27 protein-coding genes are annotated in these 25,568 nt (G+C 66.7%); 19 read left to right on the forward strand and 8 right to left on the reverse strand.

Annotated features, from left to right (window positions below; genetic code table 11):
- Window positions 1-151: 151 nt before the first annotated feature.
- Window positions 152-934: a DUF3108 domain-containing protein gene (locus tag BT183_RS14455; protein WP_072344398.1), complete on the reverse strand. Its 783-nt coding sequence runs from the start codon at window positions 932-934 to the stop codon at window positions 152-154.
- A gap of 211 nt (window positions 935-1,145) precedes the next feature.
- Here BT183_RS14455 and BT183_RS14460 point away from each other — a divergent pair, with 211 nt between their 5' ends.
- The 9 genes from BT183_RS14460 to BT183_RS14500 all read left to right on the forward strand — a co-directional run bounded on the left by BT183_RS14460 (window position 1,146) and on the right by BT183_RS14500 (window position 7,039).
- Window positions 1,146-1,469: an ArsR/SmtB family transcription factor gene (locus BT183_RS14460; protein WP_072344401.1), complete on the forward strand. Its 324-nt coding sequence runs from the start codon at window positions 1,146-1,148 to the stop codon at window positions 1,467-1,469.
- A complete protein-coding gene (locus tag BT183_RS14465) occupies window positions 1,466-1,684 on the forward strand; it encodes a hypothetical protein (protein WP_072344403.1) in 219 nt (72 codons plus the stop codon). Before BT183_RS14460 ends, BT183_RS14465 begins: the two co-directional genes overlap by 4 nt.
- On the forward strand, window positions 1,684-2,157 hold the full coding sequence (locus tag BT183_RS14470) for a DUF1801 domain-containing protein (RefSeq protein WP_084603549.1): 474 nt from the start codon (window positions 1,684-1,686) through the stop codon (window positions 2,155-2,157). Before BT183_RS14465 ends, BT183_RS14470 begins: the two co-directional genes overlap by 1 nt.
- A 15-nt stretch (window positions 2,158-2,172) precedes the next feature.
- A complete protein-coding gene (locus tag BT183_RS14475) occupies window positions 2,173-2,592 on the forward strand; it encodes an SRPBCC family protein (protein WP_072344405.1) in 420 nt (139 codons plus the stop codon).
- A gap of 133 nt (window positions 2,593-2,725) precedes the next feature.
- Complete coding sequence (locus tag BT183_RS14480) at window positions 2,726-3,382, forward strand: hypothetical protein (RefSeq protein ID WP_072344407.1); 657 nt, start codon at window positions 2,726-2,728, stop codon at window positions 3,380-3,382.
- Window positions 3,383-3,568: 186 nt separating this feature from the next.
- Window positions 3,569-3,853 carry a 50S ribosomal protein L28 gene (gene rpmB / locus BT183_RS14485; RefSeq protein WP_072344409.1) on the forward strand — a complete coding sequence of 95 codons (285 nt, stop codon included), beginning with the start codon at window positions 3,569-3,571 and terminating at the stop codon, window positions 3,851-3,853.
- 319 nt (window positions 3,854-4,172) lie between these two features.
- Window positions 4,173-5,567: a TROVE domain-containing protein gene (locus BT183_RS14490; protein ID WP_072344411.1), complete on the forward strand. Its 1,395-nt coding sequence runs from the start codon at window positions 4,173-4,175 to the stop codon at window positions 5,565-5,567.
- Between the two features lie 105 nt (window positions 5,568-5,672).
- Entirely contained in the window at window positions 5,673-6,092 is a 420-nt protein-coding gene (locus BT183_RS14495) for a YciI family protein (protein ID WP_072344413.1), read from the forward strand.
- Window positions 6,093-6,406: 314 nt separating this feature from the next.
- On the forward strand, window positions 6,407-7,039 hold the full coding sequence (locus BT183_RS14500; RefSeq protein WP_425290570.1) for a queuosine precursor transporter: 633 nt from the start codon (window positions 6,407-6,409) through the stop codon (window positions 7,037-7,039).
- A gap of 9 nt (window positions 7,040-7,048) precedes the next feature.
- Here BT183_RS14500 and BT183_RS14505 read toward each other — a convergent pair whose 3' ends face one another.
- Together BT183_RS14505 and BT183_RS14510 are read right to left on the reverse strand one after the other, a co-directional pair.
- The gene (locus tag BT183_RS14505; protein ID WP_072344417.1) at window positions 7,049-8,080 is read right to left on the reverse strand and encodes an OmpA family protein; all 1,032 of its coding nucleotides are present in this window, start codon (window positions 8,078-8,080) and stop codon (window positions 7,049-7,051) included.
- 188 nt (window positions 8,081-8,268) lie between these two features.
- Window positions 8,269-8,574, reverse strand: coding sequence for a BolA family protein (locus tag BT183_RS14510; protein WP_072344420.1), 306 nt, complete (start codon window positions 8,572-8,574; stop codon window positions 8,269-8,271).
- Window positions 8,575-8,624: 50 nt separating this feature from the next.
- Here BT183_RS14510 and BT183_RS14515 point away from each other — a divergent pair, with 50 nt between their 5' ends.
- The 4 genes from BT183_RS14515 (at window position 8,625) to BT183_RS14530 (ending at window position 13,525) form a co-directional block, all read left to right on the forward strand.
- Window positions 8,625-9,272 (forward strand): J domain-containing protein, encoded by a 648-nt coding sequence (locus BT183_RS14515; RefSeq protein ID WP_072344422.1) that lies wholly within the window; start codon window positions 8,625-8,627, stop codon window positions 9,270-9,272.
- A 150-nt stretch (window positions 9,273-9,422) separates the two neighbouring features.
- A complete protein-coding gene (gene cobS / locus BT183_RS14520) occupies window positions 9,423-10,403 on the forward strand; it encodes a cobaltochelatase subunit CobS (protein ID WP_072344425.1) in 981 nt (326 codons plus the stop codon).
- Window positions 10,404-10,604: 201 nt separating this feature from the next.
- On the forward strand, window positions 10,605-12,497 hold the full coding sequence (gene cobT / locus BT183_RS14525) for a cobaltochelatase subunit CobT (protein WP_072344428.1): 1,893 nt from the start codon (window positions 10,605-10,607) through the stop codon (window positions 12,495-12,497).
- Entirely contained in the window at window positions 12,494-13,525 is a 1,032-nt protein-coding gene (locus tag BT183_RS14530) for an esterase-like activity of phytase family protein (RefSeq protein ID WP_072344431.1), read from the forward strand. Before cobT ends, BT183_RS14530 begins: the two co-directional genes overlap by 4 nt.
- 10 nt (window positions 13,526-13,535) lie before the next feature.
- Here the strand turns inward: BT183_RS14530 and BT183_RS14535 are convergent, their stop codons facing one another.
- From BT183_RS14535 to BT183_RS14545, 3 genes are read right to left on the reverse strand one after another with little or no spacing between them, the layout of a single operon-like run.
- The gene (locus BT183_RS14535) at window positions 13,536-14,819 is read right to left on the reverse strand and encodes an HlyC/CorC family transporter (protein ID WP_072344434.1); all 1,284 of its coding nucleotides are present in this window, start codon (window positions 14,817-14,819) and stop codon (window positions 13,536-13,538) included.
- Window positions 14,816-15,961, reverse strand: a complete 1,146-nt coding sequence (gene aroB, locus BT183_RS14540) for a 3-dehydroquinate synthase (protein ID WP_072344437.1) — start codon at window positions 15,959-15,961, stop codon at window positions 14,816-14,818. The genes BT183_RS14535 and aroB overlap by 4 nt, the downstream gene beginning before the upstream one ends.
- Window positions 15,951-16,568 carry a shikimate kinase gene (locus BT183_RS14545; RefSeq protein WP_425290571.1) on the reverse strand — a complete coding sequence of 206 codons (618 nt, stop codon included), beginning with the start codon at window positions 16,566-16,568 and terminating at the stop codon, window positions 15,951-15,953. The genes aroB and BT183_RS14545 overlap by 11 nt, the downstream gene beginning before the upstream one ends.
- Before the next feature lie 142 nt (window positions 16,569-16,710).
- Here BT183_RS14545 and BT183_RS14550 point away from each other — a divergent pair, with 142 nt between their 5' ends.
- Together BT183_RS14550 and BT183_RS14555 are read left to right on the forward strand one after the other, a co-directional pair.
- The gene (locus BT183_RS14550; protein WP_072344444.1) at window positions 16,711-16,902 is read left to right on the forward strand and encodes a hypothetical protein; all 192 of its coding nucleotides are present in this window, start codon (window positions 16,711-16,713) and stop codon (window positions 16,900-16,902) included.
- Between the two features lie 13 nt (window positions 16,903-16,915).
- Complete coding sequence (locus tag BT183_RS14555) at window positions 16,916-17,845, forward strand: site-specific tyrosine recombinase XerD (RefSeq protein WP_072344447.1); 930 nt, start codon at window positions 16,916-16,918, stop codon at window positions 17,843-17,845.
- A gap of 62 nt (window positions 17,846-17,907) precedes the next feature.
- Here BT183_RS14555 and BT183_RS14560 read toward each other — a convergent pair whose 3' ends face one another.
- The gene (locus tag BT183_RS14560; RefSeq protein WP_143145815.1) at window positions 17,908-18,264 is read right to left on the reverse strand and encodes a hypothetical protein; all 357 of its coding nucleotides are present in this window, start codon (window positions 18,262-18,264) and stop codon (window positions 17,908-17,910) included.
- Window positions 18,265-18,470: 206 nt separating this feature from the next.
- Here BT183_RS14560 and BT183_RS14565 point away from each other — a divergent pair, with 206 nt between their 5' ends.
- The 4 genes from BT183_RS14565 (at window position 18,471) to BT183_RS14580 (ending at window position 22,288) form a co-directional block, all read left to right on the forward strand.
- The gene (locus BT183_RS14565) at window positions 18,471-19,427 is read left to right on the forward strand and encodes an acetyl-CoA carboxylase carboxyltransferase subunit alpha (RefSeq protein ID WP_072344453.1); all 957 of its coding nucleotides are present in this window, start codon (window positions 18,471-18,473) and stop codon (window positions 19,425-19,427) included.
- A gap of 125 nt (window positions 19,428-19,552) precedes the next feature.
- On the forward strand, window positions 19,553-20,578 hold the full coding sequence (locus BT183_RS14570) for a L,D-transpeptidase family protein (protein WP_072344456.1): 1,026 nt from the start codon (window positions 19,553-19,555) through the stop codon (window positions 20,576-20,578).
- Window positions 20,579-20,648: 70 nt separating this feature from the next.
- Complete coding sequence (locus BT183_RS14575; protein ID WP_072344459.1) at window positions 20,649-21,425, forward strand: L,D-transpeptidase family protein; 777 nt, start codon at window positions 20,649-20,651, stop codon at window positions 21,423-21,425.
- The gene (locus tag BT183_RS14580; protein ID WP_143145816.1) at window positions 21,422-22,288 is read left to right on the forward strand and encodes a hypothetical protein; all 867 of its coding nucleotides are present in this window, start codon (window positions 21,422-21,424) and stop codon (window positions 22,286-22,288) included. The genes BT183_RS14575 and BT183_RS14580 overlap by 4 nt, the downstream gene beginning before the upstream one ends.
- A 582-nt stretch (window positions 22,289-22,870) precedes the next feature.
- On the opposite strand, the gene secA is transcribed toward BT183_RS14580, so the two are convergent.
- Window positions 22,871-25,564 (reverse strand): preprotein translocase subunit SecA, encoded by a 2,694-nt coding sequence (gene secA / locus BT183_RS14585; protein ID WP_072344464.1) that lies wholly within the window; start codon window positions 25,562-25,564, stop codon window positions 22,871-22,873.
- Between the last annotated feature and the right edge of the window lie 4 nt (window positions 25,565-25,568).

The raw sequence follows: 25,568 nt of genomic DNA on the forward strand, positions 1-25,568 counted from the left end.
AAAAGCGCTTGACCGTGCCAAACCGGCACAGCCGAAATCTCAATCTTTCATTAACCATGATTTTTGGCCCGGTCGGCAGCGCCCAGCAAAAAGGCCGCGTTCCTTTGAGGAAGCGCGGCCCGTTTCAAACCCTGCCGTGGCGGAAAGGCAGTCAACCCAGCTCGGTCAGCACCATCGAGAGGTCGCCATAGGCGGTGTCGATCAGCACGCGATAGGGGATGAAATAGCCGGTGTCGCGCAGCGGCGCATACCAGATCATCATCTTGTCGTTGTCGGCGAGAAAGCTCGTGACCTCCGAAGAAGTGTAGTGCCCCGAAACCGGCGTGTAATCGATCAGGCACACCACCACCGGGCCCTGATAGCCCGTGCGTCGCGAGGTGGCGGTGTCGGTGCGCCCGAAGCGCAGCGCGATGTTGAAGCGCTCCAGCCCATTGAACACCTGCGCCTTGTGGTTGCACAGCGAAGCATCGAGCGCTTTGCCGCGCAGAAGGAAAGCCGACAGCATGTCGCCGACCCCGTTGAGGTGCCGGCGTTCAATCGGCACCCGGTCGATGGTGTTGATCATAGGGGGCTCGACGACGAAGGTGCTGACCGCGCCCCCGGTATAGGCCACCGTGGCGTTGATCATGTCGCGGCCCGAGCGGGTGGTGATGTCGAATTTTTCGGCCGCGAGCCCGCTTGCCGTCGACCGGCCATTGGCGCTGGCCTTGGCCCCGCCGGCCGCCACGAACTGGCCGATGCCCGACACCGTCGCGTCAAGCGCCAGAGTGTAGCGGCTCTCGGCATCCTTGAGGGTGATGCTGGCGGTCGCAACGGTGTTGCCGCCCAGCGTCACGACATAGGAGGCCTTGGCCGCCACCTCCTGCGCCAGGCCCGATGAGGCCCAGAGCCCCGCAACGAGGGTCAGCAGGGCGAGGCCCGCCCGGCCGGACACCGGCCGATGTCCTCTTGAATGATGTGCGACAGTCTTTGCCAATCCGACCTCCGGCCGCGGCGAATCGATGTGTGCTGAAGCTGCCCGCCAAGTGGGGCGGGAGCAAGCCGATCACGGACGTTTGGGCGCAAGGCGGTGCCGGCTTGCAACCGGCTTGACATCCATAGTCGTATAGCTATGAATTAACCCATAGCCGACGAGGTATGGATTTATGCCCGACCCGCAGGATCTGGTGTTCAAATCGCTGGCCGACCCCACCCGGCGGGCGCTGTTCGAGCGGCTCTGTCGCGAGGGGACGCACACGGTGGGGGCGCTGACGCTCGGCACGCATGTCTCTCAGCCCGTCGTTTCCAAGCACCTGCAGGTGCTCAAGGCCGCTGGCCTCGTCGAGGATCGCCGACAGGGGCGTGAGACCCATTACACCGCCCGTCCGGCGGCGCTCGATCCGCTCACGGACTGGGCCCGCCAGATGAGAGGCTTCTGGGAGGGGCGCATCGATGCGCTCGAGGATATCTTGAAGAGGATGGATCAATGAGCTGGAACCGGGGCATCAGGCAGGCGCATCGCTGGGTGTCGCTGCTTTTCACCACGACGGTCATCGCCAATTTCATCGCGGTCGCGATGGGGCAGGCGATCGACTGGCTCTATTACCTGCCGCTGCCGCCGCTGTTCTTTCTCCTCGGCTCGGGGCTCTACCTCTTCGCGCTCCCCTATGTCGCGCGCCGCTCCACGGCTTCGGGTCGCGCCTGATGGCCGGACCAGACACGCCTTCAGGCAAAAAGCAGTGGCGGCCGAAAAAGCCGCTGCCACCACCGGGTCCCGATGGGGTGGTGCTGCTCTCGGGCGGCAATCCGCAGATCCCCAAGGGCGAGGGCGATGCCCCGGTCCAGGCCTATATCGCCGCCATGCCGGGCTGGAAGCGGGCGGTGGGCGAGCGCATCGACGCCATCGTCACCGCCACCGTCCCCGATGTCCATAAGGCGGTGAAATGGAACACCCCGCTTTATGGCCGGCCGGGCGAGGGCTGGTTCACCAGCATGCACTGCTTTGACCATTACGTGAAAGTCACCTTCTTTCGCGGCACTTCGCTCGATCCGATCCCGCCCGGACCCTCGAAGCAGAAGGACGTGCGCTACCTCGATATCCGCGAAGGCGATGATTTCGAGGCCGATTTCACCCGCTGGATCAGGCAGGCGAGCCGCCTGCCCGGCGAAAAGCTCTGACCGCAAGGACTGGCCATGACCGACCGCAGCACCGCCACCGTCGAACGCCTGATCCTCCAGCCGCCCGAAAAGATCTGGCGGGCGCTGACCCAGCCACATCTCGTCGCCGAATGGCTGATGGCGGGCGACATCCAGCCGGTGGTGGGGCATCGCTTCCAGCTCACCGGCACCTGGGGCGGGGTGCTCGATTGCGAAATGCTTGCCGTCGAGCCGCCGCGCTCGCTCTCCTATCGCTGGGATTTTCCCCATGACGATCCGGCCTATGCGCTCAAGAGCATCGTCACCTTCACCCTCACCCCCACGGCGGCGGGCACGCTGCTGCGCGTCGAGCAGACCGGCTTCCGCCCCGAGCAGAAGCAGGCCTATGGCGGGGCCCATGCCGGGTGGAAAGCCTTTCTCGAAAAGCTCGAGACCCTTACGGCCGGGCTCGACTGATCCCGTTCCCGAAACGGGCATTAGCCAATCGCGGCGATTTGGTCCCCGGTGTTGCAGCCGGGGGCTTTACCTCGGCCATCGCCTATGGGATTTTCAAAGCCCTATCGCATCACCAGCTTCGGGCCTGCCATTCATGTTGCGTAATCCCGGCCGGGTCCTCGGCGCCGTCTTCGCCTCGCTCTCCTTTTGCACCGCGCTTCCCGCGCTGGCGCAGGATTATTCGGGCGCCTGGGCCCAGCGCGACTGGACCGACCGGCTGGTCCAGCCCGATCCTTACGACCGGGCCGTGTTCTTTTTCGGCGGGCGTTTCCACTCCGATTATTTCGGCGGCAGCTTCAACGCCTTCGGCGCACCCTACGAGACCAATTATGTCCTGGGCGGCGGCTACCAGCATTTCTTCCAGAACTGGGGTGATTTCCGCCTCGGCGCCGAAGGCGGTCTCGCCCTGCGCTTCGGGGAGGGTGAGCCGACCTCGCTCGAGGCCTGGGGCGGCGTCGTGGGGCGCTATGATGGTTTTGTCATCGGCAACACCATCCGCATCTCGCCCTCGATGACCTTCGGGCTTTCGGCCGTCACCGACACCATCGGCATGGAGACCGTGCGCGCCTCCTGGATCGAGAGCGACGTGCCGGTGCTCTTCTATCTCGGGCCCGAGATCAGCATTTCGAGCCTCGACAATCCCAATCTCGAAGCCTTCTGGCGCGTGCAGCATCGCTCGGGCGCATGGGGCACCATCGCCCATATCGATGGCTCGAACGCCAATACCGTCGGGGTGCGCTGGAAGTTCTAGGGGGCCGCGGCCCGTCATGGCCCCTCTTAACGCTGCATGGGCGTGCCATGGGCCGGGCAATTCTCTCCTGCGGCTTGACGGGTGGGGGCCCATGCAGTATCGAGACCACCGGATTTCAATCGACTGACGCTCCGATGCGGCTGGTTCCGCCGCCACGGTCGTCGCTTTGCATAAGGGTATCAACAGATGTCGCGCCGCTGTGAACTGACCGGCAAGGGCGTCATGACCGGCAACAATGTCAGCCATGCCGTGAATCGCACCCGTCGCCGCTTCCTGCCGAACCTGGTCGATGTGAGCCTCATTTCCGAGTCGCTCAACCGCACCGTCAAGATGCGCATCACGGCCCATGCCCTGCGCTCGGTCGAGCATCGCGGTGGCCTCGACGCCTTCCTGCTCAAGCAGTCGGACACCACGCTGTCGGACAATGCCAAGGCCCTCAAGAAGGAAATCCGGGCGGCCCTCGCCTCCTGATTTCGCTCATAGCGCCAAGTCTTCGATGCCCGCCCGCAAGGCGGGCATTTGCTTTTGGCGGGCCTCTCGATCGCCGTTGCATGCCCCGACAGGGGCTGTATGCTGATCCTATGGCCCCGATATCTCTGCGGGGCCATGGGTGGCCGCGAGGTGGTGTAGAGACCGTTTACTTCGGGTGCTGGAAGTCGCTGGTTCGAATCCAGCCCGGGTGACTCGTTCGCCCGGTAGCTCAGCCTGGTAGAGCGCCAGTTATGTGCGGGCTCGCCTGTTCCCCTCGCGGCCTCCATTGTGTTCAGGGACGGGTTCGACGGGCAGGCGCATGCGGTTCAACAGGGTTCCCGATATCGCGCGTCCCGCGCCCTCGCCGCTGACCCATGGCGGAGCCATCGCGGCTGTGCTCAGCCCCGAGCAGAAGCTGAGGCGTTCGGTTCTCTCCTGCCTTTTGTGGGAAAACGAGTTTTATGAGGACGGTCAGGCGATCGCCGAGCGCATCGCTGATCTTGCCGCCGCCTGCTCGCCGCAATTCGTCGCCGATCTCGCCCGCGAGGCGCGGCAGGTGCATGGCCTGCGCCACGCGCCGCTGCTGCTGGTGCTCGATCTCGTGCGTCGTGGCGGTCCCGGTGTCGCCGACGCGGTCGATGCCGTCATCGGGCGGGCCGACGAGATGGCCGAACTGGTGGCCCTCTACTGGCGCAATGGCCGGAAGCCGCTGTCCAAGCAGATGAAGGCCGGCCTCGCCCGCGCCTTTTGCCGCTTCGATGCCTATCAGCTGGCCAAATATGACCGGCCCGGGCTCGTGCGCCTGCGCGACGTGATGTTCCTCGTCCATCCGCGCCCGCGCGATGCGGCGCAGGCCGAGCTCTTCCGCCAGGTGGCCGACCGGTCTCTGCCGGTGCCCGACACCTGGGAGGTGGCGCTGTCGGCCGGGGGCGACAGGAAGGCGGTGTTCGAGCGGTTGATCGCCGAGAACCGGCTCGGCTATCTGGCGCTCCTGCGCAATCTGAGGGCGATGGCCGAGGCCGGCTGCGACCGCCGGCTCGTTTCCGAGGCGATCATCGCCCGCAGGGGGGCCGATCTCGTCTTCCCGTTCCGCTATGTCGCGGCGGCCCGGAGCGCGCCTATCTTCGAGCCCGCGCTCGATGAAGCCTTCCTTGCCGCCACCCGCGAGGGCCCCCGCCTGCCGGGCACCACGCTGCTGATCGTCGACGTCTCGGGCTCGATGTATGGGCCCCGCGTGTCGCAGCGCTCCGACATCACGCGCGCCGTTGCCGCCGCGGCGCTTGGCGCCATCGCCCGCTCCTTGTGCGAGGATGTGCTGATCTATGCCACGGCCGGCTCCGATCCGCTGCGCCGGCACAAGACCCAGATCGTGCCGGCCCGGCAGGGCATGGCGCTGGTCGATGCCATCTACAAGTCCATGGTGCCGCTCGGCGGTGGCGGCATCTTCCTTAACCAGGTGATGCGGTTCCTGCGCCAGCGCCATCCCGAGGTCGATCGCGTCATCGTCATCACCGATGAGCAGGATTGCGGGGTGGGTGCTGCGGACGCCCCCCAGAACGCCCCGGCCTATGGCACCCGCGCCAATTATCTCATCAATGTCGCTTCGGCCCGCAACGGTATCGGCTATGAGCGCAGTGGTTGGACCCATATCGACGGGTTTTCCGAAGCGGTCCTGCGCTACATTCTGGCGCTCGAAGAGGTTTCGGGCCGCTGAGCCGGAAGCGGCGCAAAAAATCGCCTTCCTCCTGTCGATTTGCCGCGCCACCATCCGTCGAGGGGATGAGCGGTCCGATGTCCGGGCCGAAGCAGGAGATTTCCGATGCGTGTCATGGTTTTCGTCAAGGCCACCGTCGACAGCGAAAACGCCGTCATGCCCACGAGCCAGGAGCTCGAGGCCATGGGCGAATACAACCAGGAATTGATCAAGGCCGGCATCATGCTGGCCGGCGAGGGCCTCAAGCCCAGCGCCCAGGGCAAGCGCATCGCCTTTGACGGCCCGCGCCGCTCGGTCATCGACGGGCCCTTCGCCGAGACCAAGGAACTGGTCGCCGGCTACTGGCTCTGGGAAGTGCGCGACATGGACGAGGCCGTCGAATGGGTCAAGCGCTGCCCCAACCCCATGCCCGGCCCCAGCGAGATCGAGATCCGCCCGGTCTATACCGAAGCCGATTTCGGCGAAGCCATGACCCAGCGCGCCCACGACCTGCATTATGGCGAGGGCGAAAAGGCCGGCAGCTGACCGGCAGAACCCCTGAGACCTCATCCTTCGCCTCTCCGAATCGCCTGAGGACCTCATCCTGAGGAGCCTCGTCAGAGGCGTCTCGAAGGACGAGGTCCGGGCGCTCCTGAGGAGCGACCGGAGCGCCGGAAGGCCATGAGCGCCATGCGCGAATGGCTCGGCGCAGAGGCGTCGCGAAGGACGAGGTCCGGGCACGGTGCTCTCAAGGCCTGAGCCCCGACCCCCGGCCCCCGTGACAGGCACCCCCCGGCATGCTAGGGCCCGCGCAGCGCTCCGGTCTCCTGCCGGTCGGCGCAAAACAGGGGTGCATGATCATGCTCGCTCGTCTCGTGGTGGCCATTGCCGCCATGGTGGCCGTTGTCGCGGCCTCCAACATTCTCGTCCAGTATCCCCTCGGCTACACGCTGGGCGGGGTCAATCTGGGCGATATCCTCACCTGGGGCGCCTTTACCTATCCGGTTGCCTTTCTCGTCACCGATCTCACCAACCGCCATTTCGGGCCCAGCAAGGCGCGCATCGTCGTCGTGGCGGGCTTTGCGGTGGCCGTGCTGGTCTCGATCTGGCTCGCCAGCCCGCGCATCGCCATCGCCTCGGGCTCGGCCTTCCTCGTCGCACAGCTGCTCGATGTCGCTATCTTTGATCGTCTGCGCCGTCAGCAATGGTGGAAGGCACCGCTCGTGTCCTCGCTCATCGGCTCGGTCATCGATACGGTGCTGTTCTTCAGCCTCGCCTTCGCGCCGGCGCTGGCCGGGCTCGACCTGATGTTCGGGCGCGCGGATGGATCGCTCGGCTTCCCCGCGCCGCTTCTGGGTGTTGGTCCCGAGGTGCCGCTGTTTGTCTCCCTCGCGCTGGGGGATTTCTGCGTCAAGCTGCTGGTCGCGGGGGTGCTGCTCGCCCCCTACAAGGCGCTGCGGCGCCTTGTGCCCGATCGCGTAGCGCTCGCCTGAGGCCTTGCCTCAGGGCTTGAGGGTGATGACGACACGGCGGTTCTCCGAGGGGCGCGGCCCGAAGGCGGTGGTCGCCCCGCCGCCCGTCGCCTTCACCTCGGCTGCCTCGAGCCCGTTCTGGCGCAGGAACGCCGCGACATTCTGCGCCCGCTCGAGCGCAAACAGCGCGTTGGTGGCGTGCAGCCCGTCATTGGAGGAATAGCCCACCACCTCGACGGTGCAGCGCCTCTCCCCGATATCGGCCAGGACCTGCCCCAGCCGCTCGGCGATGCCGGGGGTCAGGTCGTTGGAGTTTTCCCGAAACCCCAGCACGTTGTAGCGCGTGCCGGCGCACTCGCCGGCTGCCGCCGGGGACGTGGCCGCGATGCTCGCGGTCGTCAGTTCAGCCTCCGCCGTCACCGGCGCCGGCGCCGGCGCGGCCACTTCGGCCACCGGCTCTTCGCGCGATGCGCTCACGGGGATGCGGCGCGCCGACGGGCCTGCGCTCTTTGGCGTCGAAGGCGCTTCGGCGACGCTTTGTGCCTGAGGCTCGGGCCAGCCGCCGGCCGGCGCCGGCGCGATCCCCGCCACCGTGCCATCGGCGATGAGCAGGAACTCGCCCACCGTCGCGTTGTCCCTGGTTCCCGCGTCGGTCTTTGTCGAAAGCCCCGACAGCGTCACCGCCCGGCCATTGACCGAGAGCGCGGCGAGGAACAGGTTGCGGTCGCGGTCCGAGCCTTCCCCGCCGAACGCCTCGTTGACCAGCCTGATGCTGATCTCGCCATCGGGCTTGAATACCGCCTCGGGAATGTCGAAATCGAAGCTCTCGGTGTGGGCGGCACGGTCGCTCGCCGCCTCGAAGCGGCCGGCGGTCGCCGTATCGATGGCGCTCGCCACCGCCCGTTCGCCCAGCACCGTATCGTTGAAGCGCACCTCGAAGCGCGGCGGCCCGTCATAGGCCTCCCCGCCGATCAGCACCGTCAGCCGGCTTGGCTCGGCCAGGGCCGCTCCGCTGCCGGCCAGCAGAATGGCAAGACTGGTCGCCACAATGGTCTTTCGCATGGATCGCCCTCCATTTCGCGTGAGGGCCAAGCGATAGGCAGGTAGCGGGGCAATAATTCGCCGCTCGCGGGGCAGGGCGCCACGGCCGTGCCGCCGGATGGTCGCAAAGTCGTGATCGCCCCTCTGCGCGGCGGTGATTATCGAGCCGGGTCAGGGCCATGGCTTGCGCCACAGCCCTGCCAGAATCGTCAGGCGCGGGCCGGCGCTTCCACCGGAGGGCGCTCGGGCGGGGCATCGCCGGGCACGAATTCGATGGCCAGGGCGTGCACGCCGGCCTTGATTTCGGCGTCAAGCGCAGTCATCACCGCCCGGTGACGCGCCAGCCGGGTCTGCGAGTCGAGGCCTTTTGCCCCGATGCGGACGCGGAAATGCGTTTCCCCGCCCTCGCGCCAGCCGGCATGTCCGCGGTGCTTGTTGCTCTCATCGATCACTTCAAGGTGGTCGGGCGCAAAATCGGCGGAAAGTTTTTGGACAATTCTATCGCGTACGGACATAGGGTCACGGGCTCTGGTTCGGAAAGAAAGCTCACGAGTACCTAGGTCGGATGAAACTGGATTCCAAGCTCTTCGATGGCATTCGCATCAGGTCGCGGCAGGAGGAAAAGGCCGAGCCTCCCAAGGGACCCGTCTGCGAATGGGAAGGCTGCAGCGAGCCGGGCGCCTATCGGGCACCCAAGCCGGCCCGGGCGCAGGCAGGCGGTCGCGCCGCCGAATATCATCATTTCTGCCTCGAGCATGTCCGCCACTACAATACGGCGTTCAATTTCTTTGCCGGCATGAAGCCCGAGGGGATGGAAGCGGCCGTCGGCACCGGTCCCAAGGCCGAGGCCGGCGCCGCCGGGGGTCCGCGTGCCGATTATTCGGGCCCGCGCATGCCCCGCGGTGGCCCGCGCGATGCTGAAAAGCGCGTCTCCGATCCGCTGCACATCTTTGCCCGCTATGCCCGCGCCAAGGCGCGTGGTCCCGCCCCGCAGGCCCGTCCGCGCCCCGCCAACGAGCAGGACCGGCGCGCTTTCGAGGCCCTGGGCATGACCACCGTCATGACCTCGGACGAGATCAAGAAGGCCTACAAGACCCTGGTCAAGATGCATCACCCCGATGCCAATGGCGGGGACAAGGCCTCCGAGGATCGCCTGCGCTCGATCATCGCCGCCTATAGCCACCTGAAACTGCGCGGCTTCGTCGCTCGTTAGAGGGCATGGCGTGCCGGGTTGATCCGCCGCGCCCGTAGCGCATCGGGTTGCGGCAAATCCGGCCCTACCCGCGCGCGCCACTTGCTGCTATAGAGCCGGCAACGCGCAAGGCAGCCGTCTTGACCTATTTTCCCGCAAGAGCTTCGTCCAATGCCCGAATTCACCAATCTGCCGGATAAGGATTTTTCCGCCCGCGAGCTGTTCGGCATCGATACCGACTTGACCGTTCGCGGCTATGCCGAGCGCACCGAGCATGTGCCGCCGGTCGATCCGGATTATCTCTTCGATCGCAACACCACGCTCGCCATTCTCGCCGGCTTCGCCTTCAACCGCCGCGTCATGGTGCAGGGCTATCACGGCACGGGCAAATCCACCCATATCGAGCAGGTCGCTGCCCGGCTCAACTGGCCGCTGGTGCGCGTCAATCTCGACAGCCATGTCAGCCGCATCGACCTGGTGGGCAAGGATGCCATCGTGCTCAAGGATGGCAAGCAGATCACCGAGTTCCGCGACGGCATCCTGCCCTGGGCGGTGCAGAACAATATCGCTTTGGTCTTCGACGAATATGACGCCGGCCGCCCGGACGTGATGTTCGTCATCCAGCGCGTGCTCGAGCAGTCGGGCCGGCTGACGCTGCTCGACCAGAACCGCGTGATCGTGCCGCATCCGGCCTTCCGGCTCTTTGCCACCACCAACACCATCGGGCTGGGCGATACTTCGGGGCTCTATCACGGCACCCAGCAGATCAACCAAGGCCAGATGGACCGCTGGAGCCTCGTGGTCACGCTCAACTACCTGCCGCACGACAAGGAAGTCGGCATCGTGCTCGCCAAGGCCAAGAGCTACCAGTCGAGCGAGAAGGGCAAAAAGACCGTTTCGAACATGGTGCGGCTGGCCGATCTCACGCGCCAGGCCTTCATCAATGGCGATCTGTCCACCGTCATGAGCCCGCGCACCGTCATCACCTGGGCGGAAAACGCGCAGATCTTCGGCGATCTGGGCTTTGCCTTCCGCCTCACCTTCCTCAACAAGTGCGACGAGCTCGAGCGACCCGTGGTTGCCGAGTTCTACCAGCGCGTCTTCGGCGAGGACCTGCCCGAATCCGCCGCCAATCTGGCGATCACGGCCTAGTGTGTCACCCTCATGGTGAGGTGCGCGGGCGCAGCCCTCGCCTCGAACCGCGAGGGTGACGGTCCCGGAGCCCGCCCGGCGCGAGAGGGTGAAAAGGGCTCCGGGCGTGCGACAACCTCACCTCTCCCTTTTGGGGAGAGGTCGGCCCGAAGGGCCGGGTGAGGGGGCCTTCCCCTCCCGGCCGGAAGCGATGTGAAACCCATGGCACAGCCCCCGCGCTCAAAGCCCAACAAGCCTGATGCGACCGCGCCCTTCAAGGCGGCGGTGGGCGCCACGGTGCGCGCCGTGTCGGGCACGCCCGAGCTCGAGGTGAGCTTCACCGCCGACCGGCCGATCCTTACCGCCGACAAGGCACGGCTCGCCAATCTGCCGCGCCTGCCCACGCGGCGCGATATCTCCATCGCGCGCGGGCAGGGCGATGCCATGGCGATGCGCATGGCCAGCCACGATCCCGATACCCATCGCCGCCGTGCCCCCGCCGATCCCGAGGCGCGGGCCGCCTTCGATGCGCTCGAACAGGCCCGCTGCGAGGCGCTGGGCGCCGTCCGCATGCCGGGCATGGGCCACAACATCCACGAGATGCTGGAAGACCGGCTCTTCCGCGCCAATTTCGCCGAGGTCTCCAAGCGCGACGACGCGCCCCTCGCAGAGGCACTGGGGCTGCTGCTGCGCGAAAAGGTGGCGGGCATTTCCGTGCCCCCCTCCGGCTCGGCGCTGGTTCAGCTCTGGCGCGACGAGATCGAAAGCCGCGCCGGCGCCTCGCTCGCCAACCTCACCGCCCAGTTCGAGAACCAGGAGCAGTTCTCGCGCGCCGCCAAGGCGCTGCTGCGCGATCTCGACCTCATCCCTGAAGGCGATGCCGACGAGGCCGAAGGCGGCGAGAACGAGGACGGCAACGACAACGAGGATCCCGACAAGTCCCGCAACGAGGAGCAGACCCCCGAGCAGGGCGCCGGCGAGACCGAGGATTCCGACTCCCAGGACGACCAGACCCCCGGCACCTCCGATGACGAGGGCGATGTCGAGGGCGCCGAATCCGAGATGACCGAAAGCGACGAGGAGCTTTCGAGCGAGGAGGGCGAGGATGCGCCCACCCCGCCGCCGCCCGGCACCAATGAGGACCGGCAGGCCAACGCCTTCGCCTACAAGATCTTCACCCAGAAGTTCGACGAGGTGATCAAGGCCGCCGAGCTCTGCCCGCCCGACGAGCTCGACCAGCTGCGCGCGCTGCTCGACAAGCAGCTCGAAAACCTCGCCGGCGCCGTGGCGCGGCTCGCCAACAAGCTGCAGCGCCGCCTCATGGCCCAGCAGAACCGCTCCTGGCAGTTCGATCTCGAGGAGGGGTTGCTCGATACCGCCCGCCTCACCCGCGTCGTCATCGATCCCTTGCAGGCGCTCTCGTTCAAGGTCGAGCAGGATACCGATTTCCGCGATACCGTCGTTACGCTCCTGATCGACAATTCCGGCTCGATGCGCGGCCGCCCGATCACGATCGCGGCGATCTGCGGGGACATTCTGGCCCGCACGCTCGAGCGCTGCGGCGTCAAGGTCGAGATCCTGGGCTTCACCACCCGCGCCTGGAAGGGTGGCAAGAGCCGCGAGGCCTGGCTCGAAGCCGGCCGGCCGGCCAATCCCGGCCGCGTCAACGACATCCGCCACATCATCTACAAATCCGCCGACGAGCCGTGGCGTCATGCGCGGCGCAATCTCGGGCTGATGATGCGCGAGGGGCTGCTCAAGGAAAACATCGACGGGGAGGCGCTGCAATGGGCCGAAAAGCGCCTGCTCGCGCGCCCCGAGCACCGCCGCATCCTGATGGTGATTTCCGATGGCGCGCCGGTCGATGATTCCACCCAGAGCGTCAATGCCGGCAATTATCTCGAAGCCCATCTGCGCCAGGTGATTGAGGAGATCGAGACCCGCTCCCCCATCCAGCTCGTCGCCGTGGGCATCGGGCATGACGTGACGCGCTATTATCGTCGCGCCGTGACCCTGCTCGATGCCGAGGAACTGGGCGGGGCGCTGACCGACGAACTCGCCTCGCTGTTTGATGAAGAGCCGCCCAACATGGCCCGTCGCGGCCGCAGGCGATGAAGAGGGCGCGCCGCCCGCTCCGAGGCCTCCAAAGGGCCCTGCTGCTGGCCTCGGCGCTCTCGAGCGCCGGCCCCGCCCTGGCGCAGGCCCAGCCTCAGCCGAGCCATGTGCCGGTCTCGGCGCTCCCCATTACGCGCTTCCAGGGCGTTGATCCGGGCGGGTCGGTCGGCGGCCTCCTCTGGCGCGGCGGCATTGCGCTCACCAGCGACGACGACCGGTTCGGCGGGCTCTCCGGCATGGGCATCCTCGGCCCCGACGGGCGCATGGTGATGGTGTCGGACAGGGGCAATTTCGTCACCGGACAACTCCTCCATGACGATGCCGGCCGACCCTCCAGCGTCGTGGGCGTCGATATCATCCCGATGCGCAATTCGGCCGGCGTCGAGCTGCCGCGCGCCTCTGCGCGCGATGCCGAGGCGATGGATGTGGTGATCCGCGACGGCGTCCCCGTCGCCATCCGCGTCGGCTTCGAGAATGTCACCCGCGTCGCCGACTTTCGCCTCATCGACGGTGTGCCGGGCGGACCGGCGCGCGAGGTCGCCATCCCCGCCTGGCTGTCGCGCGAGCGCAGCAACGAGACGCTGGAAGCGCTCTGCATCGCGCCGCCCGCCTCGCCCGTCGCCGGCTCGACGCTCCTCATCGCCGAGGGTCTGCGCGACGCCGAGGGCAATGCCCGCGCCACGCTTCTGGGCGTGCGCGATCGCGGCGATCTCGCCTACACCGCCGGGCCCGGCACCAACCCCACCGATTGCGCCTTCCTGCCCAATGGCGACCTGCTCGTGCTCGAGCGCGGGCTGGCGCTCATCACCTTCACCATGAAGCTGCGCCGCGTGCCGGCCGATCAGGTGCGCGCCGGCATGGTGATGGCGGGCGAGACGCTGCTCGAGATCGGCGGCTCGGATATCGACAACATGGAGGGCGTCGAGGTCTTTGCCGGGCCGGGCGGGGAAACCCGCATCGCGCTCCTTTCCGACAACAATTTCAACGACTGGCAGCGCAGCGTCATTCTCACCTTCGCGCTGCCCTGAGGCCTGCTGCTCAGATCGCCGCGTCGGTCTCCTCGGCCACCGCCTGTGCCCGCACCTGGGTGATGCGGTTCTTCACCTTGCGCAGCACGGTGAAGCGGAAGCCGCCGAAATCATAGATTTGCCCGGGCTCGGGGATCATCCGCGCCACATGGATGACGAGGCCGGCTACGGTGGTGAAATCCTCGTCCGGCAGGTGCCAGTCGAGCACGCGATTGAGGTCGCGGATCGGCAGCCCGCCATCGAGCAGATAACTGCCATCGGCCTGGCGCGTCACGCCCGAGACCTCGACGTCATGTTCGTCCGAGATCGCCCCGACGATCTCCTCGAGAATGTCCTCGAGCGTGATCAGCCCCTGCACGTCGCCATATTCGTCCACCACCAGCGCGAAATGGCTCTTGCGCTTGAGAAACGCGTTGAGCTGCGTCTCGGCCGAAGTGGTTTCGGGGATGAACCAGGGGTCGGTGGCGATTGCCAGGAGTTCGAGTGTCTTCACGTCGGCCCCCGGCGCCAGCACGGCGCGCAGCACATCCTTGGCATGCACCACGCCCACGATATTGTCGGGGTTGTCGCGATAAAGCGGAATGCGGGTGAACGCCGAGGCCAGCACCGCGTCCACCAGCGCCTCGGGCGGGTCGGATGCATCCAGAGCCAGCATGCGGGTGCGGTGCACCATGATGTCGGCCACCTGCAGATCCTTGAGATCGAGAAGGCCGCCCATCCGGTCCTTGTCGTTCTTGACCACTTCGCCTTCGGAATGCAGCAGGTCCAGCGTATCGCGGATCTCTTCGGCCCCGGAAATGTCGCGGGTGGCATCCGTCTTGACGCCGAAGAGCCTCAAAATCAGCCGCACCAGCTTCTGGATGGTCAGCGTCACCGGCGCGAAGATGGTGACGATGGGGTTGAGGATGGGCGCGATCACGAGCGCGAAGGCGTCCGGGCGCTGGATGGCGAGGGTCTTGGGCAGCACTTCGGAAAACACCACCACCGCCGCCGTCATCACCACGGTGGCATAGGCGATGCCGGCCTCCCCGAAGATCTGGATCAGGACGCTCGCCGCCAGCGTCGAGGCCAGGATGTTGACGATGTTGTTGCCCAGGAGGATGGCGCCGATGACCCGCTCTTTTTCCGCCGAAAGCCGCTCCACCAGCTTCGCGCGGCGAGAGCCCGAGCGGGCCATCTGGTGCATGCGGGCGCGCGATGCGGCGGTGATGGCGGTTTCCGAGCCCGAAAAGAAAAAGCTCATGGCCAGAAGGGCGACGATCGCCGCCGAGGTGAGCCATAAGGCGGTGGTCATGTGTGTCTCTGGTCCTCGATGAAGCTGCGGACGGCGCCGGGATCGACACCCTTTTCGATGAAGGCCTGCCCGATGCCGCGGGTCAGGATGAATGTCAGGGCACCCCGGCTCACCTTCTTGTCCTGGGCGATGGCGTCCATGATGGCGTCGGTGCCCCCGATCTCGCCCGGTATGTCGCCGAGCCGCGTCGGCAGGCCGGCCGCCGAGAGGTGGCGGGAGATCCGCTCGGCATCCTGTCCGGGCGCGAGGCCGAGCCGGGCCGAAAAGGCATGGGCCATCACCATGCCGATGGCGACGCCCTCGCCATGCAGAAGGCGGCCCGAATAGCCGGTGATCTTTTCAAGCGCATGCCCGAAAGTATGGCCCAGATTGAGGAGGGCGCGGACCCCGGTCTCCTTTTCGTCGGCCAGAACGAAGCGCGTCTTGGCGGCGCAGCAGCGCGCCACGGCCTCGGCCCGCTCCGGTCCACCCTCGAAGATGGCGCGGCGATTGGCCTCAAGCCAGAAATAGAAGGCCTCGTCGTCGATCAGCCCATATTTGACCACTTCGGCATAGCCGGCGGCAAATTCGCGCGGCGGCAGGGTGTCGAGCGTGTCGAGATCGGCCAGAACCAGCCTGGGCTGGTGGAAGGCACCGACGAGGTTCTTGCCGTGGGGCGAATTGATGCCGGTCTTGCCGCCCACCGAGCTGTCCACCTGCGCCAGCAAACTCGTCGGCATCTGGATGAAGTCCATGCCGCGCCGGGTGATGGCGGCGGCAAAGCCCGCCAGGTCCCCGATCACCCCGCCGCCCAGCGCGATCACGAGATCGCCGCGTTCGAGCCGCGCCGCGAGCAGGCCCTCGACCACCTCTTCGAGCCGGCTGAAGGATTTGGTCGCCTCGCCATTGGGCAGAACGATCGTGCCATGCGCGATCCCGGCCGCATCGAGGCTTGCCCCGAGCCGGGGCAATTGCGCCCTTGCCACTTCCGTGTCGGTCACGATGCCGAAGCGCCGGCCGGGGAAGCGTTCGGCGAGCAGGGCTCCCGCCCGCTCCAGCAGGCGGGGGCCGATCAGGATGTCATAGGACCGCCCCTCGAGCGGCACATGCACGCGGTGGGCCGATGAGGATGCGTCCCCGTCCGCCTCGATGTCAGCCGCCATGGGCCGTTTCCTTCTCGCGCTCGGGTGCCGCCATCGCCCCCAGATGGGCAACCAGCGCCGCAACCACGTCGGCGGCCACCTGATCCTGCGAGACCTCACGCGAAAGCACGGTGACGTCGGCCTCGGCATAGACTGGATAGCGCGTGTCCATCAGGCCCTTGAGCGTTTCGCGCGGATTGGCGGTCTTGAGCAGCGGCCGGTTCGAGCGGCGCGACACGCGGGCAAACAGCACGTCGAGATCGGCCTTGAGCCAGATCGACACGGCCTGCCTCGCGATTTCAGCGCGGGTTTCGGCATTCATGAAGGCGCCGCCCCCGGTGCCCAGCACCACGCCGGGCTCGCGCAGCAGCCGCGACACCACGCGGGCTTCACCCGCACGGAATTCCGGCTCGCCATGGGCCTTGAACAGATCCTCGATGCTCATGCCGGCGGCCGATTCGATTTCCTCGTCGCTGTCGATGAAGCGACGCCCCAGCCTTTGTGCCAGCCGGCGGCCCACCGTGGTCTTGCCTGCGCCCATCATGCCCACCAGAACGATCGGGCGACCCGCGAGCAGGGCCTCGATTGTCTCGGTGTCGGCATCGCGTGCCTTGCTGGCGCGGGTCAAGCGGGTCTCCATGGTCGGTCGTTGAAATCGGTTTTCCCGTTAGGGGAGGGTAAAGTCAAGCATGCCACTATGCTCAGCGCTTGATCATGAAGGCCAACCGGGCAACACTCCGTCCCGAGCCTGCCGCGCCAGCACGGATGCCATGCCGACCCTTTTTCGCCTTCTGTTTGTTCTCGCCATTCTCGCCGGCCTCGCCTTCGGGGCCATGGTGGCGCTGACCATCTTTGTCGATCCGGGTGTCAGGGAGACCACGGTGCGCATTCCGGCGCGCGACCTCGTCCAGGGGGCGCCGCGCCAGAGCCTCGCCGATCCGGCCGCCCCTGCCGGCCAATGAGCCCGGCTACACGATGAGCGCGGCCAGACCGGAGGGCGGCCATGCGATCGGGCGCTTTCTCGAAATGATGAGCGCCGAGCGCGGCGCCGCCCGCAACACGCTCGATGCCTATGCCCGCGATCTCGCCGATTATTCCGGCTTCCTCGCGCATAAGGGGCAGGGTCCCATCACCGCGACGCGCGAGCATGTGGTGGCCTATCTCGAACGGCTCGATGCCGAGGGTCTTGCGCCCTCAAGTGCCGCCCGACGGCTGTCGGCGCTGCGCCAGTTCCACAAATTCCTTGCCGCCGAGGGCGACCGGCCCGACGATCCCACCCGCATCGTCGCCTCGCCCCGCCGCGGCCGGCCGCTGCCCAAGGTCTTGAGCGTCGAGGAGGTCGACCGGCTCCTGTCCCTCGCCGAAACCGAAGCCGAGACGGCGCCCGAGGATCAGCGGCCGCTGGCGCAGCGGCTCTATGTGCTGCTGGAGCTGCTTTATGCCACCGGCATGCGCGTCTCCGAGCTCGTGGAGCTCAGGCGTTCTGCCGTGCTGCGCGACCGCAGCTTCCTCACCATCACCGGCAAGGGTGGGCGCGAACGCATCGTGCCGCTCAACGACCGGGCCCGCGATGCGCTCGCCGCCTATGTCGCGACGCTTGGGCCGGGCAAGTGGCTCTTCCCGTCCAATGGCGAGGATGGTCACCTGGCCCGGCAGGTCTTTGCGCGGGCACTGAAAGGCCTCGCGGCACGGGCCGGCATCGGGGCCGATCGTGTCGCCCCGCACGTGCTGCGCCACGCCTTTGCCAGCCATCTCCTCGCCGGTGGCGCCGATCTGAGGGTAGTGCAGACGCTGCTCGGCCATGCCGATATCGCCACCACGCAGATCTACACCCACGTCCTAGACGATCATCTCCGCAAGCTGGTGGAATCGAGCCATCCGCTCGCGTCTGACGACAGCGACTAAAGCGTTTCCAGGCGAAGTGGATACCGGTTCGCCGTCCGGAAACGCGACGACAAAAGACCGGCTCAGCGCGAGGGCGAGGCCAGCAGCTGGTCGAGCCGCCCCATCAGCCTGTCGAGCCCGGCCAGCAGGTCGGGAATGTCGGCATCGGGCATCGGCCGGTCGCCGCCGGGCAGGCGCCAGCGGTCCCCCTGGTCGCGCCACGCATCGCGCAGGGCATTGCGCTCGCGCCGCCTTTCGGCCCGCATCTGCCGCGCTTCCACCAGCGCCTGGGCGATCTCGGGGTCCTGTTCATCAAGAAAGATCGCCGAGGCGCAATCGGGGCAGGGCAGGCACCCGCCAGGGCGCAGCCGCCTGACCGGCAGGTTCACCCGCGTCAGGCAATGCGGACAGGAGAGGGAGAGGAAAGGCGTGGCGGACATGTCTGCCCCTGCTACTCGGAACGCTGGTTGCGGGACCGTCTCGGCCCCAAGGCTCATCCTCTCGCAAAATCGTCATGCAAATGTTAAGGTTAGTCGATCCTCAAGAGGCGATCGCCTTGCCCGGCTTGACTTGGGCGCGGCACGTCGCCACTTTCCGGCCACTTTGGGGCGCCATCGAGCCCCACCTTTCCAGTCCCGCGGGTCCCATGCAGTCCTATCTCGATTTCGAAAAGCCGGTGGCCGACCTCGAAGGCAAGATCGCCGAGCTCAAATCCATGGCCCAGACCGACAATGCGGTCTCGATCGAGGAGGAGGTGGGGCGACTCGCTGCACGTGCCGACGAGGCGCTGGCCGAGATCTACCGCAAGCTCACGCCCTGGCAGAAGACGCAGGTGGCGCGCCATCCGCAGCGCCCGCATTTTTCCGACTATGTGCGCGGGCTCATCACCGAATGGACCCCGCTCGCGGGCGATCGCAAATTCGCCGAGGACGCGGCGCTCCAGGCCGGCTTCGGCCGCTTCGAGGGCAAGCCGGTCGCCATTCTCGGGCAGGAGAAGGGCAATTCCACCGAGACGCGGCTGAGGCACAATTTCGGCATGGCCCGGCCCGAGGGCTATCGCAAGGCCGTGCGCATCATGGAGATGGCCGACCGGTTCGGCATCCCGGTCATCGCCTTCGTCGATACCGCCGGCGCCTATCCGGGCATCGGCGCCGAGGAGCGCGGCCAGGCCGAGGCCATCGCCCGCTCCACCGAAAAATGCCTCGAGCTCGGCGTGCCCAACCTTGCCGTCATCATCGGCGAGGGTGGGTCGGGCGGCGCCATCGCCATCGCCACCGCCAACCGCGTGCTGATGCTCGAAAACGCCATCTATTCGGTGATCTCGCCCGAGGCGGGCGCCTCGATCCTCTGGCGCGACGCCGGCAAGGCGCAGGACGCGGCCAACAACATGAAGATCACCGCCACCGATCTCCTCGGCTTCGGGGTCATCGACGGCATCATCCCCGAACCGACCGGGGGCGCGCACCGCCATGCCGCGGCGGTCATGGGCGAGACCCGCCGCGCCATCGCCCAGTTCATCACCGATTTCGCCGATCGCGGCCGCCTCGAGCTGCGCGAGCACCGGCGCGAGAAATTCCTCGCCATCGGCTCGGCGCTCGGCTGACCGGTTCACGTCTTTGTCATGCACAAGCCCCGGGGCGTTCCGCCGCACCGGGGTTTCGGGTTACCAAAGGGTAACCACCGGCGGATAGTTTGCCGACATCGAATCGACCGATCATAGACAGGACGATGGGCAAGGTACCGGTGCTGGGCAAAATCATTATGGCCGCAGGTCTCGCGGCGATGCTGGCCGGATGCGGCGGCATCAAGATGGATGATGGTCGCCACCGCATCCCCCTCAAATCCGAGACGGTCTCGGCACTGGCCGCGATGGGCACCACGCCCGGCGATGCCATGATGATCCGCATCATCAAGGACGAGAATGCGCTCGAGGTGTGGAAGCGCACCTCCGGCGGCCAGTTCAAGATGTTCCGCAGCTACGAGATCTGCGCCTGGTCGGGCGATCTTGGGCCTAAGTTCAAGGAAGGCGACCGGCAGGCGCCCGAGGGGTTCTACACCATCACCCCGGGCCTGATGAATCCGCGCTCCAACTACTTCCTCGCTTTCAACACCGGCTTTCCCAACAAGTTCGATCGCGTGCACGGCCGCACCGGCTCCAACCTGATGGTGCATGGCGACTGCTCCTCGAGCGGCTGCTATTCGATGACCGACGATTCGATCGGCGAGATCTACGCGCTCGTCCGCGAGAGCTTCGAAGGCGGCAATCCGAGCTTCCAGCTGCAGATCTATCCCTTCCGCATGACGGCCCAGAAGCTCGCCAAACATAAAGACAGCGAGCATTTCGCCTTCTGGACCAATCTCAAGGAAGGCTATGACCGCTTCGAGCTCGCCCGGGCCCCGGCCAGCTGGGATGTCTGCGAGAAGCGCTATGTCTTTGACGTTGCAAGCGCCACGCCCCTCGATCCGGCCGGCGCCTGCCCGCCGGGCGCCCGCACGGTGACTGCGGCGCTCTCGGAAAAGCAGGCCGCCGAGAAGGCTGCGCTCGACACGGAAATCGCCGCCCTCGACGCGAAAAAGGCCAGGGAGGCTGCCGCCCTCCAGCGCGAAAAGGATGCCGAGGCGGCGGCCAAGGCCCGGGGCGAAGCCATCGGCAGCTTCATCGGTGGTCTGTTCAATGGCGGTGCGCCCGCCCCGCAACAGAGCCAGCCGGTCGAAGCCGTGCCGCAGCCCAAGCCGCGCATCGACCGCAGCTGATCGCAATTTCGTCGTCTTTGCGCCTGAAACACGCTTTCGCGCCGGCCGTGCCGGCGAGCGGAGCCGGTGTGTGCGTCGAGCGGTCCTTGCCCTTTCCATCCTTGCCATCGGCGCGGCCCTGCTGGCCGTGCTCACCACCATGATCGATGATCGCCCGGCGCCCCGCCGCGAGCCCGCACCCCGGCAGAGCTTTGATCGCGCCCCGCTGGCGGCGTCCCTCGCCGCGGCCGGCCATCGCCTCGGCGATGCCGCCCATGTGCGCATCTACAAGCAGGAGGCGCGGCTCGAGCTCTGGCTCGAGGCTGCCGATGGCCGCTACCGCCTCTTTCGCAGCTATGAGATCTGCGCCTTTTCGGGCGATCTTGGCCCCAAATTCCGCGAGGGCGACAGGCAAGCGCCCGAGGGCTTCTACAAGGTGCGCACGGCCCAGCTCAACCCGGCCTCGCGGCACCATCTCGCCTTCAATCTCGGCTTTCCCAACGAGTATGATCGCCAGCACGGACGCACCGGCTCGGCGCTGATGGTACATGGCGGGTGTTCATCGGTGGGCTGCTATGCCATTACCGATGCGCATGTCGATGAGGTCTATGCGGTGGTCGAGGCAGCGTTGCGCCAGGGACAGGATGGGGTCGATGTGCATGTGTTTCCCTTCGCCATGAGCCCGGACGCGGTTGCCGCAGCCGAGGCGGCCGATCACCCTCATGCCGATTTCTGGGCCAATCTGCTCGAAGGCCATGCCCTTTTCGTCCGTACCGGCCGGCCGCCCGGCGTCGCCGCCTGCAATGGCCGCTATGTCTTTGATCGCCGCGACGCCGGCTGCGAGCCGATCATGGGGTGGCAGGCGTGAGCACCGCGCCCCCGACCGATGATGGCGCCATCCGGCCCGATCCTGCGGCCGAGACCCCCCGGCCCGTCGCCCAGGCTGCCGAACCTGCGGAGGCCGGCGGCGATGCTGCACCGGCCGAGCCAGCCGCACCGCGCTTTGCCCTCCCGCCCTTCCGGCGCCCGAACCTGCCGCCCTTGCCGCGCCCCAGCCTGCCGCCCGGGCTCATGCCGGCCATCGGCGGCGGGGTGTCCAGGGTTGCATCAGAGGCGGGCGGTGCAATCCTCGCCATCGGCCGCCGCTTCGATCTGGTGCTGCCCGTGCTTGCCACGGCGGTCGGTCTCATCGCGCTGGGAGGCGCGGTGATCGTCGACCGGGCCGGCCAGGCGCGCGATGATCGGCTGCGCGCCGAGATCGCCGAGTTGCGCACGGCGCTGGAGCTCTCGAGCAAGATCATCATCGGCAATGTGCCGGTGGCGGCCGAGCAGGCGGCGCGCGGCGCCATTTCAGCCGATCTCGAAGCGGCCAATGCACGGCTTGCCGCCATCGAGACCGAAATGGGCGGCCTTGCCGAAACCATCGCCAACCTGCCCCCGCCGGGCACTGCGGTCGCGATGGCGGGCGATGGCGGGGCCGGGCTCGATGGCCCGACCGAAGACTGCATCCCGCTCCAGACCCGCTTCATGGTCACCGCCGGCGACAGCTACCCCATCTGCCGCACGCCCGTTGTCGTCGATGTCGTCGACGTCACCGGCGATTCCGTCATCCTCGAGGGGGTCGAGCCCATCTATTCAGGCGGCTTCACCCGCCTCGGCGTTGCCAACTGCACCGCCATGGTCTTCACCGCCGGCATAGAAGGCTTCGCCGAAATGCGGGTCGCCTGCTGAGGACGGTGCCTCACCTCTCCCCCGCAAAGGAGAGGCAAGTGTGGCCTGCGCCTCTCGCACCACCTCTCCCTTCGGGGGAGAGGTCGGCGCGGCAGCGCCGGGTGAGGGGGCCTTGGCCCCACGCGCCTAGGCCCGCACCCTGCTGAAACCCAAAACCGCATTCCCGCTCTCGCGCAAATGACGTCGTGCGTGGGGTGGATTTTGGGGGGCAGTCTTGAGGCTGCGCAAGCGGCGAGGCCCCCTCACCCGGCCTTACGGCCGACCTCACGCCATTCGAGCGGAGCTCTCATGGCCTTCTCAGCTTCAATCCGTCCACCGGACGGATTGACCGGCTCCGCCGTCGCTTCGAAGCCCCAGAAGGGAGAGGTGGGGGGTGGCCTGCACATTTATCGTGCACTGTTTAAGAGGCTCCTTCACCACCTCTCCCTCAGGGGGAGAGGTCGGCGCGTTAGCGCCGGGTGAGGGGGCCTTGGCCCCACGCGCCGACATCTACATCCTGCTCAAATTGTGGGTGAGGCCGCACGCCCTGGCCGGCCGCACACCCCGCCAAACGGGCGCTGCACGCAGCGCCCCTCAATCCCCTCAGAACGCGCCGTGGCAGTGCTTGACCTTGCGGCCCGAGCCGCAGGGGCAGAGGGCGTTGCGCGAGAGGCCCTTGAGGAGTTCGGGGTCGAGCGGGCTGGTCGAGGGGTCCTCGTCCGGGCCATCGCCGCTGTCGTCCTCGCCCGTGAACGGATCGATATGAACCTCGCGGGTGCGCGACAGGTCGGGGGGCGGCAGGTCCTCGGGGGGGGCCTGCATCTGCAAGACCACATGCGAGAGCTGGCTCGTGACCAGCTCGCGCATGGTCGAGAGCATGGTCTGGAAGAGCTCGTAGGCTTCCTGCTTGTATTCGTTGAGCGGATCGCGCTGGGCAAGGCCGCGCCAGCCCACCACCTTGGAGAGATGGTCGAGGGTGACGAGGTGCTCGCGCCAGAGGCTGTCGATCGACTGCAGCAGGATCGACTTTTCCACCTGCCGCATGATCTCGGGCGAATAACGCGCCACCTTGGCGGCGGCCGCCTCGTCCGACAGCGTCTTCAGGCGTTCGCGTACCTGCTCGACATCGATGCCCTCTTCCTCCGACCAGGCCTTGGCCGGAATGTCGAGGTTGAGATAGCGCTTGGCGTCTTCGGCCAGCTGCTCGATATCCCACTGCTCGGGATAGGCGCGCTCGGGGCAGGCGCGGGCCACGATGGTATCGACAACGTCATGCCGCATGCCGCCGATGGCGTCCGCGACATTCTCGTTGTCCATCAGCTCAAGACGCTGCTCGAAGATCACCTTGCGCTGATCATTCATCACGTCGTCATATTTGAGGATGTTCTTGCGGATGTCGAAGTTGCGCGCCTCCACCTTGCCCTGCGCCCGCTCGATGGCCTTGGTCACCCAGGGATGGGTGATGGATTCCCCGTCCTCGAGGCCAAGCTTGCTCAGCATCGTATCCATCGACTGGACCGGGAAGATGCGCATCAGATCGTCCTGAAGCGACAGGAAGAACTTGGAATGGCCCGGATCGCCCTGGCGACCGGAGCGGCCGCGCAGCTGGTTGTCGATGCGGCGGGATTCGTGGCGCTCGGTGCCGATGACCATCAGGCCGCCGGCGGCGAGCGCCTTCTTCTTGGCCTCGGCGATCTGGGCCTTGATCTGGGCGATCTTGGCATCGCGCTCGGCCCCTTCGAGGTCCTTGCACTCGCGCTCGATGCGCATCTCGAGATTGCCGCCGAGCTGGATGTCGGTGCCGCGGCCGGCCATGTTGGTGGCGATCGTGATGGCGCCCGGCACGCCGGCATCGGCCACGATATGGGCTTCCTGCTCGTGATAGCGGGCGTTGAGCACCGCGATGTTCTCGATGCCCTTGCGCTTGAGCAGCTCGGCCAGCATCTCGGATTTCTCGATCGAGGTGGTGCCCACCAGCACCGGCTGGCCACGCTCGCGGCAGTCGATGATCACCTCGGTGATGGCATCGAACTTCTCGGCGGCGGTGCGGAAGATGGCGTCTTCGTCGTCCTTGCGCTGCACCGGCACGTTGGTGGGCACGGTCACGACGTTGAGCGAGTAGATGTCGGCGAATTCCTCGGCCTCGGTGGCCGCGGTGCCGGTCATGCCGGCGAGCTTCTTGTAGAGGCGGAAATAGTTCTGGAAGGTGATCGAGGCGAGGGTCTGGTTCTCGGCGTTGATCTTGACCTTTTCCTTGGCCTCCAGCGCCTGGTGCAGGCCTTCCGAATAGCGGCGGCCCGGCATCATGCGACCGGTGAATTCGTCGATGATCACCACTTCGTCATTGCGGACGATGTAGTCCTTGTCGCGCTGGAACATCTTGTGGGCGCGCAGCGCCGAATTGAGATGGTGCACGAGCGCGACGTTCTCGACGTCGTAGAGCGAGGCGCCCTTGAGGATGCCCTCGGCGGCGAGCCGCTCCTCGAGCTTTTCCACGCCCTGGTCGGTGAAGGTCACCGCGCGCTGCTTCTCGTCGAGCTCGAAATCGCCCTCCACCACGATGGGGATGATGCGATCGACGGTCTCGTAGAGCGCCGAGCGGTCCTCGGACGGACCCGAAATGATCAGCGGAGTGCGCGCCTCGTCGATGAGGATGGAGTCCACCTCGTCGACGATGGCGAAGGCATGGCCGCGCTGCACCATTTGTGCGCGCGCATACTTCATGTTGTCGCGCAGGTAGTCGAAGCCATATTCGTTGTTGGTGCCATAGGTGATGTCGGCATCATACGAGGCCTTGCGCTCGGCGTCCGAGAGCCCGTGCACGATGATGCCCGTGCTCATGCCCAGGAAGCGATAGAGCTGGCCCATCCAGGCGGCGTCGCGGCGGGCCAGATAGTCGTTGACCGTCACCACATGCACGCCCTTGCCGGTCAGGGCATTGAGATAGACCGGCAGGGTGGCGACCAGCGTCTTGCCTTCGCCGGTGCGCATTTCGGCGATGGCGCGCTCGTTGAGCACCATGCCGCCCATCATCTGCACGTCGAAATGGCGCATGCCGAGGGCGCGGCGGCTCGCTTCACGAACAGTTGCGAAGGCGGGCACGAGCAGGTCGTCGATGTCGCGGCCGTTGGCCACCTGCTGGCGGAAGTCGTCGGTACGGGCGCGCAGCGCCTCGTCCGAGAGCTTCTGCAATTCGGGTTCGAGTGCGTTGATGGCCTCGACACGCGGCCGGAACCGCTTGACGTGCCTGTCATTGGCTGAGCCGAAGATCGCCCGGGCGAACGCAGCAAGTACCATGGGC

The sequence above is a fragment of the Devosia enhydra genome, assembly GCF_900119845.1.
In the GTDB taxonomy this organism is placed as follows: Bacteria; Pseudomonadota; Alphaproteobacteria; order Rhizobiales; family Devosiaceae; genus FPKU01.